This window comes from Microbacterium sp. (assembly GCF_029263575.1).
GTDB lineage: Bacteria > Actinomycetota > Actinomycetes > Actinomycetales > Microbacteriaceae > Microbacterium.
Genome location: NZ_JAJUFV010000152.1, coordinates 1 through 6678, shown reverse-complemented (window position 1 = coordinate 6678; position 6678 = coordinate 1). Strand labels below are relative to the sequence as shown.

Below are 6678 nucleotides of genomic sequence, written 5' to 3'. Positions count from 1 at the left end.
GTGCTGAACTGCCCTCTCACGAGCGCTCGAACTGGGTCAGCGAGCGAAATCGCGCAGCTCAGGGGATGACGCCCGCCATCCGCAGGGCGATGTTGACGAGCTTCACGCGCTGCAGCTCTGACACCTCGGTGAGCGTGAACCATCCGGCCATGTCTGTGGAGCCGTTCTGTTCGAAACGAAGTTTTCCACCGGAGATCTTCGCGCGGTAGATGATCCGCAGGGTGTGCAGCGGAGCATCCGCCTTCTTCACCCGGCGACCAGCCGGGATCACACGCGAGTGGATGCCGAGCAACTCCTCGACATGCACCGTGAAGCCGGTCTCTTCGCGCACCTCGCGGCGCACGGCATCCTCAGGGTCCTCGCCGGCCTCGATACCGCCGCCGGGCATCGTCCAGGCGACGCGGCGCCCTTCGGTCCAGCGCGCGAGAAGCACTCTGCCGTCGTCATCGGTGACGACCGCGTATGCCGCGACCCGCAGATCCATGGGTCAACCATAGTGGTTGCCGACACCACGCCAGACGGCACCGGCGCTGCGCCAGACGCATCGGGGCCGCCGCACCAGCGCTCACGCCACCGGATGCATCGCCGCCGAGTAGCTCGCTGTGGAGGCGATCAGATCGTCGAGCGCGTCGATCGCTGCGTTCATCTCAGCCACGGCGCCGCGCAGTCTTTCTCGCTCCCGTTCCATGACGACGAGCGCCCCGGCTGCGACGACATCTGACGGCGTGAGCGCCATGCACGGAATGAGCTCTCTGATCGTCGAGCTGCTCAACCCCGCCGCGAAGAACGTCTGGATCAGCCGTACGCGTCGCACGTGATCCTCGCCATAGTGCCGCTGCCCACTCGACGAACGAGTTGCTTCCAATAGGCCCTGCTCTTCGTAGTAACGCAGTGATCGCCGACTCACACCGGCCCGGGCTGCCACTTCTCCGATACGCACGTGATCTCCTCTTGCCCCTCACATCGATGTCACCGTTTAGCGTAGTGGCGTGTCGCACGGACACGGACGAAAGGACCCGAATGATCAAGCTTGTTTTCCTCATCAACCGCCTGCCCGGAATGAGCGTGGAGGACTTCCGACGCCATCACCGAGACACCCATGCGCCCCTTTTCACATCTATCCCCGAGGCCGCTCAGTATGTGCGCAAATACGCGGTCTCGCATCCGGTCGCCGCGCCGAACTACCCTGCGCCGACATACGATGGGCTGACGGAGATCTGGTTCGATTCGTGGGACGACCACGATGCGTTCTTCGCGTCGGAGAACTACAAGGTGCTCGTCAACCCGGACGAAGCGACCTTCATCGACTTCTCGAACGTCGGCAGCATGGTCACCGACGAGAAGATCGTGGCATGACCGTCTAAACCCCTGATCGAACGCCGAGAGGGTGGGCGCGGTCTCGCCCGCCCACCCTCTCGATCAGGTTCGTCAGCCGACCTGTGTCCGCCGCTTCATCACCAGCACGCCACCGGCGAGCAGCAGACCGAGCAGCAGACCGATCAGCGCCACCGGAACGAAGCCGCCGGTGCTGGGGAGCCCGCCGTCTCCGCCCGCTGCGGCGGCGGTCACGGTGAGTGCGGCCTCAGCCGACAGGCCCGAGTCGGCTCCGGTCACCACGAGCGTGTGATCGCTGGCCGGGGCGTCTGCAGGCACCGTGACCTGGATGCGGAACGCTCCATTGCCATCAGTCGTCGCCGTACCCAGGTCGATCGGGTCGGAGTGCAGTTCGATCGTGACCTGCTCGCCGGCCGCGAACCCGCGCCCGATCAGTTCGAACGAGCCGCCCTGCGTCACCGTGTCGGTCGACAGTTCGATCTCGGCCTCGAGCACCGGAGCGCTGCGCACCTCGAACGTCACCGGCTGCGACTCGGAGGCGAGGAATGCCTCGGGATCGGCCGGCACGAACCGGGCGAAGAACGTGTGCTCACCCGAGGTCGACAGTTCGACGTCGGCAGTCGCGACACCGCCCGACACGCTCGCCGTGCCGACGACGGTGTCGCCTTCGACGAACTCCACCGATCCGACAGCATCCGCCGGGTCGACCGTCGCGGTGAGTGCGACGAGGTCACCGACCACCACGTCGTCAGCGTCGGCGCTCAACTGCACGCTCGTTGCTTCGGCCCCCGGCTGCTGCGCGGTCACCCGCAGCGTCGCCGTCGCCTCGACGTTCGACTCGGCGCCGAGCGCCGTGACGGGGTAGTCGCCATCCACGGCGGATTCGGGAACCGTGACGTCACCTGCGATCTCACCGTCGGCGTTCGCCTCGATGGTCACGGCGTCTTCGCTGCCGAAGCGCACCTCGACCGACTCGTTCGGCGCGAAACCGGTACCGCTGACCGCAACCGTGTCACCCGGGGCCGCCGAGGTCTCGCCCAGCGTGATCTCGGGGGAGTAGGGCGACTCAACGTCGTCGACCACGATGTCCAGCGTCGCGGTCGCCGAGCGCACCCCATCGTCTGCCGTCACCGACACCGTGTAGGTGCCCGCGTCAGCGTAGGTGTGCTCGCCGACGATCTGGCCGTCGGCGACCTCGACCGAGGAAACCGGCGAACCGTCGCCCCAGTTGATCACCGCGGTGGCGTCGCCCGCGCCGCCGGTCGCCGTGGCGAGAGTCGCCTCGAACGATTCGCCCGCGACCTGGGCGTCGACGTCTGCCGCCTCGACGCTCAGGGTCGAGACGCCAGTGGCGTCAGCATCCGATGCGATCGCGAACAGGTGCACGCGCCCGTCGTTGAGGCCACCCGGCTCTGTCGGCATCGTCAGCGACTCGACGACCTTCGGCGCACCGTCGCCGTCGACATCGATCGTGATCGGTGCCGTGGCGTAGATCGCGGTGTTCTTCACCGTCGACTCGGCACCGATGCCCGAGAGGCGACCCTCGGAAACGGCCAGCACCGTGTTGCCGAATGCCGGGTTGCCGGATGCTCCGACCCAGTCACCGAGCTTGATCGGAACCGTCTGCTCGCTGCCGTCTGTGAAGTGCAGCACAGCCTCGACCTCGCGGTTGCTCTCGGTCGCCGTGCCGATGAACGAGATCTGCGTCGCCCCGTCACCGAGGTCGATGCGCACCGTCTGGCCCTCGCCCGTGATGTTGTCGGGCTCGCCCGGTGCGACATCGGGCAGCAGGTAGCTCAGCTCGGTGCCGGGCACCGTCAGCGTGTCACCCTGCACGAATCCGTCGGCGGCAAGCTTGTCGCGGAAGTATCCGTGACCCTGCGAGTCGCAGTTGGCGGCGGTTTCGCCGAGGTCGCCGATGCACACGTTGTTGAATGCGCCGACGAAGGTCTCGTCGCGCGTCACGTTGATCGACGTCGTGGCGGTGCCGGTCGCACCGCTCGAGTCGATCACGCTGACCGTGGCCGTGTAGACGCCGGGGGCGGTGAAGGTGTGCGGCGCGGTGACGCGCCATCCGCCGAGCTCATCCTTCGTGAGCGTGACGTCGGTCACCTCGGTGCCGTCGCCGTAGTCGACCGAGACGTCGTATGCCGCGGCATCCGTCTCGGTGCCCACGATCGTCGCGATCTGCTGGTCGAAGAGGGCATCGACAGCCACCTGCTGCTCGCCCGCCGAGGTCACCGACAGCTCGCCTGCCTCACCGGCTGTGGCGAACAGTTCGATCTCGGCCAGCGACAGGGCGTCGCCGACCCCCGCGATCTGCAGGCGGAAGCTCGTGTACGAACCCGATTCGGATGCCGTGAACGGGCGGGTCTGCGTATCCCACTGATACGACTCGCCGTCGCGGGCATCAAGCTCGACCCAGGTCTCACCGTCGGTCGAGCCCGACAGGGTCCAGCTCGACGGGGCACTCTCGACCGCCGTGCTGGTGAGCGTGTACTGCGACACCGACACCGGGCCCGACTTCGACGTCCACACCAGGTCGGCGTCACCGCCGTCGAAAGATGTCGATGAGTTCATGTTGTCGTCGACGAGAGCACCCACGGCGGTGCCGTCGGCAGCCGCGAGTGTTCCCAGCGAGGGCTTCGTGGCATCGACCAGCACGTCGGGAACCTCGAGGTCCTCGTCCAGGTCCTTCGCGCCCCAGTCGGACGGGGTGTCGGTCATCGTGAAGTTCAGCTCTCCGCCGTCACGCAGCAGTGAGCCGTCGAACGTCGTCTCGGTGATCGCCTCGCCGTCGAGCGTGACGCCATCGACATACTTCTTGCCGTCGGATGCTCCGGGGGCGTTGATGACGATCTCGGTGCCGTCGATCGACAGCGTCGCGCTGTCGAACAGCGGTGTGCCGATCGTGTAGTCACCGGAGCCGACCTCGAGCGGGTAGAAACCCAATGCCGAGAAGATGTACCAGGCCGAGAATTCGCCGTTGTCTTCGTCTCCCGAATAGCCCTGACCGATGTCACTGCCGACGAACAGCCGGTTCTGGATGTCGCGGATCAGCTCCTGCGCACCCGTGGGGTCGCCCGCCTCGGCGAGCACGTACGGGATGTGGTGCGCGATCTGGTTCGACATGCCCAGCATTCCCAGGCGCACATCCCGCGCTTCGCGGGCCTCGTGAATGCCGGAGTGGTCAGCCATCTCGCGAGTCGTGAGGAACTCGTCGAGCTCCGCAAGCAGACCCTCGCGGCCACCGTACAGAGCGGCAAGCCCGTCGACGTCATGCGGGGCGTGGAACGCGAACGTCCAGCCACTGGCCTCGGTGAACGCGCCACCCCAGGCCTTCTTGTCGAAGTCGGCGTCCTCAGCCCAGCTGCCGTCGGCGTGCCGGGCGGTGAAGACTCCGGCCTCGGGGTTGAACATCTCGACGTAGTGCTGCGCGCGCGCCTCGAAGTACGTCGCCTCCTCACGCAGCTGGTCGACGCGCTCAGCCGGGGTCTCCGGGTCTTCGGCGAGCGCGGCCGCCATCTCGGCGATGCCGAAGTCGTTGATGAAGCCTTCCAGGCCCCACGATGCGCTCTGGTGCGTGCTCTCGGGCGTGAACCCGAGGAAGATCGACTGCGCGAGACCTTTTCGGCCCACCGCGTTCGACGCGGGCAGCACCGTCGCGTTCTTCACCGCGGCGTCGTACGCGTCGAGTGCCGTGTCGATGTCGAGCGAGCCGGCCAGGTACGCCTCGGCGAAGGCCACGTCGGAGCTCGTTCCCGTCATCAGGTCGGCATAGCCGGGGGAGGACCACCGGGCGATCCACCCGCCGTCACGATACTGCTGCACGAAACCGTCGACGAGCTCTTCGGTCTGCTCGGGGTACAGCAGCGAGTACAGCGGCCAGGCGGTGCGGTAGGTGTCCCAGAAGCCGTTGTTGACGTAGATCTTGCCGTCGACGATCTCAGCATTCGTCTCAGTGTCGGTGGCAGAGCCCGACTTCGGCGAGACCGGGCTCGCGTACTGGTAGACCGGGACGGATGCGGTGCCGGTGTTCTCGAACTGCGAGTTCGGGTAGAGGTTGAGGCGGTACAGGCTCGAGTAGAGGTTCACCAGCTGCGGGTCGGTCGCACCCTCGACGTCGTGGATGGCGCTCAGCCGGTCGTTCCAGACGTCACGCACGGCTGCGTGCGCGTCGTCGAACGAGACCCCGTCGAGCTCGAAGCCGTAGTTGGCCTCGGCCTGGTCCTGCGAGATGAACGACGACGCGATGCGCAGCTCGACCGTCTTGTCGGACGAGGTGTCGAACGCGGCGTAGCGCGCAGATTCGTTGCGGTCGCCGACCGTCGTCGGGCCGGCAGCCGTGGCCGAGGTGTCGAACGTGCCGTAGACGAACATGCGCGAGCGACCGGGCCATCCGGATCCGCCGTCGACCCATCCGCTGACGGTCTGGCCGTCGATCGTGAGCTTCGAGTCATCTTCGGTCTGATCGACGATGACCGAGCCGGCGTCACCGGCAAATGTGAAGCGGTAGATCGCGCCGTGATCGGTCGCGGTCACCGCGGTCTCGATGCCGTTGTCGAACGCGACACTGTAGATGTCGGGCCGTGCGGTTTCGTTGTCGTGGCTGAACGACAGTCGACGGTCGTCGAGGTCTGAGGTCGGATTGGCGTTCGCCGCGGGGATCACGGCGAGCTGGTTGCGATCGCCCATCCAGATGCTCGGCTCGTGCGAGAAGCCGATGCCGTTGAGGCCCGGACGGTTCTGCGCGTTGTTGGAGCGCTGGTAGTGGTAGATCGTGCCGTGGTTGTCGGCGTTGGTCATCGGAACGATGAAGTTGAAGCCGTTCGGCCAGGCGGTGGCGGGGATGTTGTTGCCGCGCGAGAATCCGCCGGTCGAGTTCGTGCCGCGGCGGGTGTCGACGTACGAGACGAGACCGTCGGTGGTGTCGCGCTCGGGCTGCGGGGCGATCTCGATGTCGTCGATCCACCCGGTCAGTGACGTGTCGGCGGTGGGAACCTCGATCGCGTGCACATCGTCGCCGGGGTGGTCGTAGGCGAGCGAGATCTCGGTGACCGTGCGGCCGGCGAACTGTCCCAGGTCGACTGTGACCTTGTTCCACTGGTCTGGCCACAGCTTGTTGGCCTGACCCTGTGCGCGAGCGTTCGCGGCGTATCCGTAGGTGTCGACGGCGCCGCTGGCTGAGAGCGTCGCACCGTCGTCGAAGGTCAGGTCGACCGCGACGAACGTCGACGCGTAGGTCTGCTCGCCGTCGAGCTGCGGGAAGACGAGGTACGACAGTGCCGTGTCATCGGCGACCGCGATGTCGAGCTCGTCGTAGAGGATGCTGGTCGACGACGC

At 66.6% G+C, this 6678-nt stretch carries 4 protein-coding genes; 1 reads left to right on the top strand and 3 read right to left on the bottom strand.

The window, feature by feature from the left end; translation table 11 throughout:
• Positions 1–58 precede the first annotated feature (58 nt).
• Both Q1J95_RS13060 and Q1J95_RS13055 read right to left on the bottom strand, forming a co-directional pair.
• Positions 59–484, bottom strand: coding sequence for an NUDIX hydrolase (locus Q1J95_RS13060; RefSeq protein ID WP_300268235.1), 426 nt, complete (start codon positions 482–484; stop codon positions 59–61).
• An 81-nt stretch (positions 485–565) separates the two neighbouring features.
• Positions 566–940 (bottom strand): MerR family transcriptional regulator, encoded by a 375-nt coding sequence (locus Q1J95_RS13055; protein ID WP_300268233.1) that lies wholly within the window; start codon positions 938–940, stop codon positions 566–568.
• Between the two features lie 80 nt (positions 941–1020).
• Between Q1J95_RS13055 and Q1J95_RS13050 the strand changes: the two genes are divergently transcribed.
• On the top strand, positions 1021–1356 hold the full coding sequence (locus tag Q1J95_RS13050) for an EthD domain-containing protein (protein ID WP_300268232.1): 336 nt from the start codon (positions 1021–1023) through the stop codon (positions 1354–1356).
• A 72-nt stretch (positions 1357–1428) separates the two neighbouring features.
• Here the strand turns inward: Q1J95_RS13050 and Q1J95_RS13045 are convergent.
• On the bottom strand, positions 1429–6678 hold a 5250-nt coding region (locus tag Q1J95_RS13045; protein ID WP_300268230.1), incomplete at its 5' end, for a GH92 family glycosyl hydrolase.

Excerpts from the sequence above, each read along its gene's own strand:
- Q1J95_RS13060 (WP_300268235.1), bottom strand. The coding sequence starts at position 484 with ATGGATCTGCGGGTCGCGGCATACGCGGTCGTCACCGATGACGACGGC.
- Q1J95_RS13050 (WP_300268232.1), top strand. The coding sequence starts at position 1,021 with ATGATCAAGCTTGTTTTCCTCATCAACCGCCTGCCCGGAATGAGCGTG.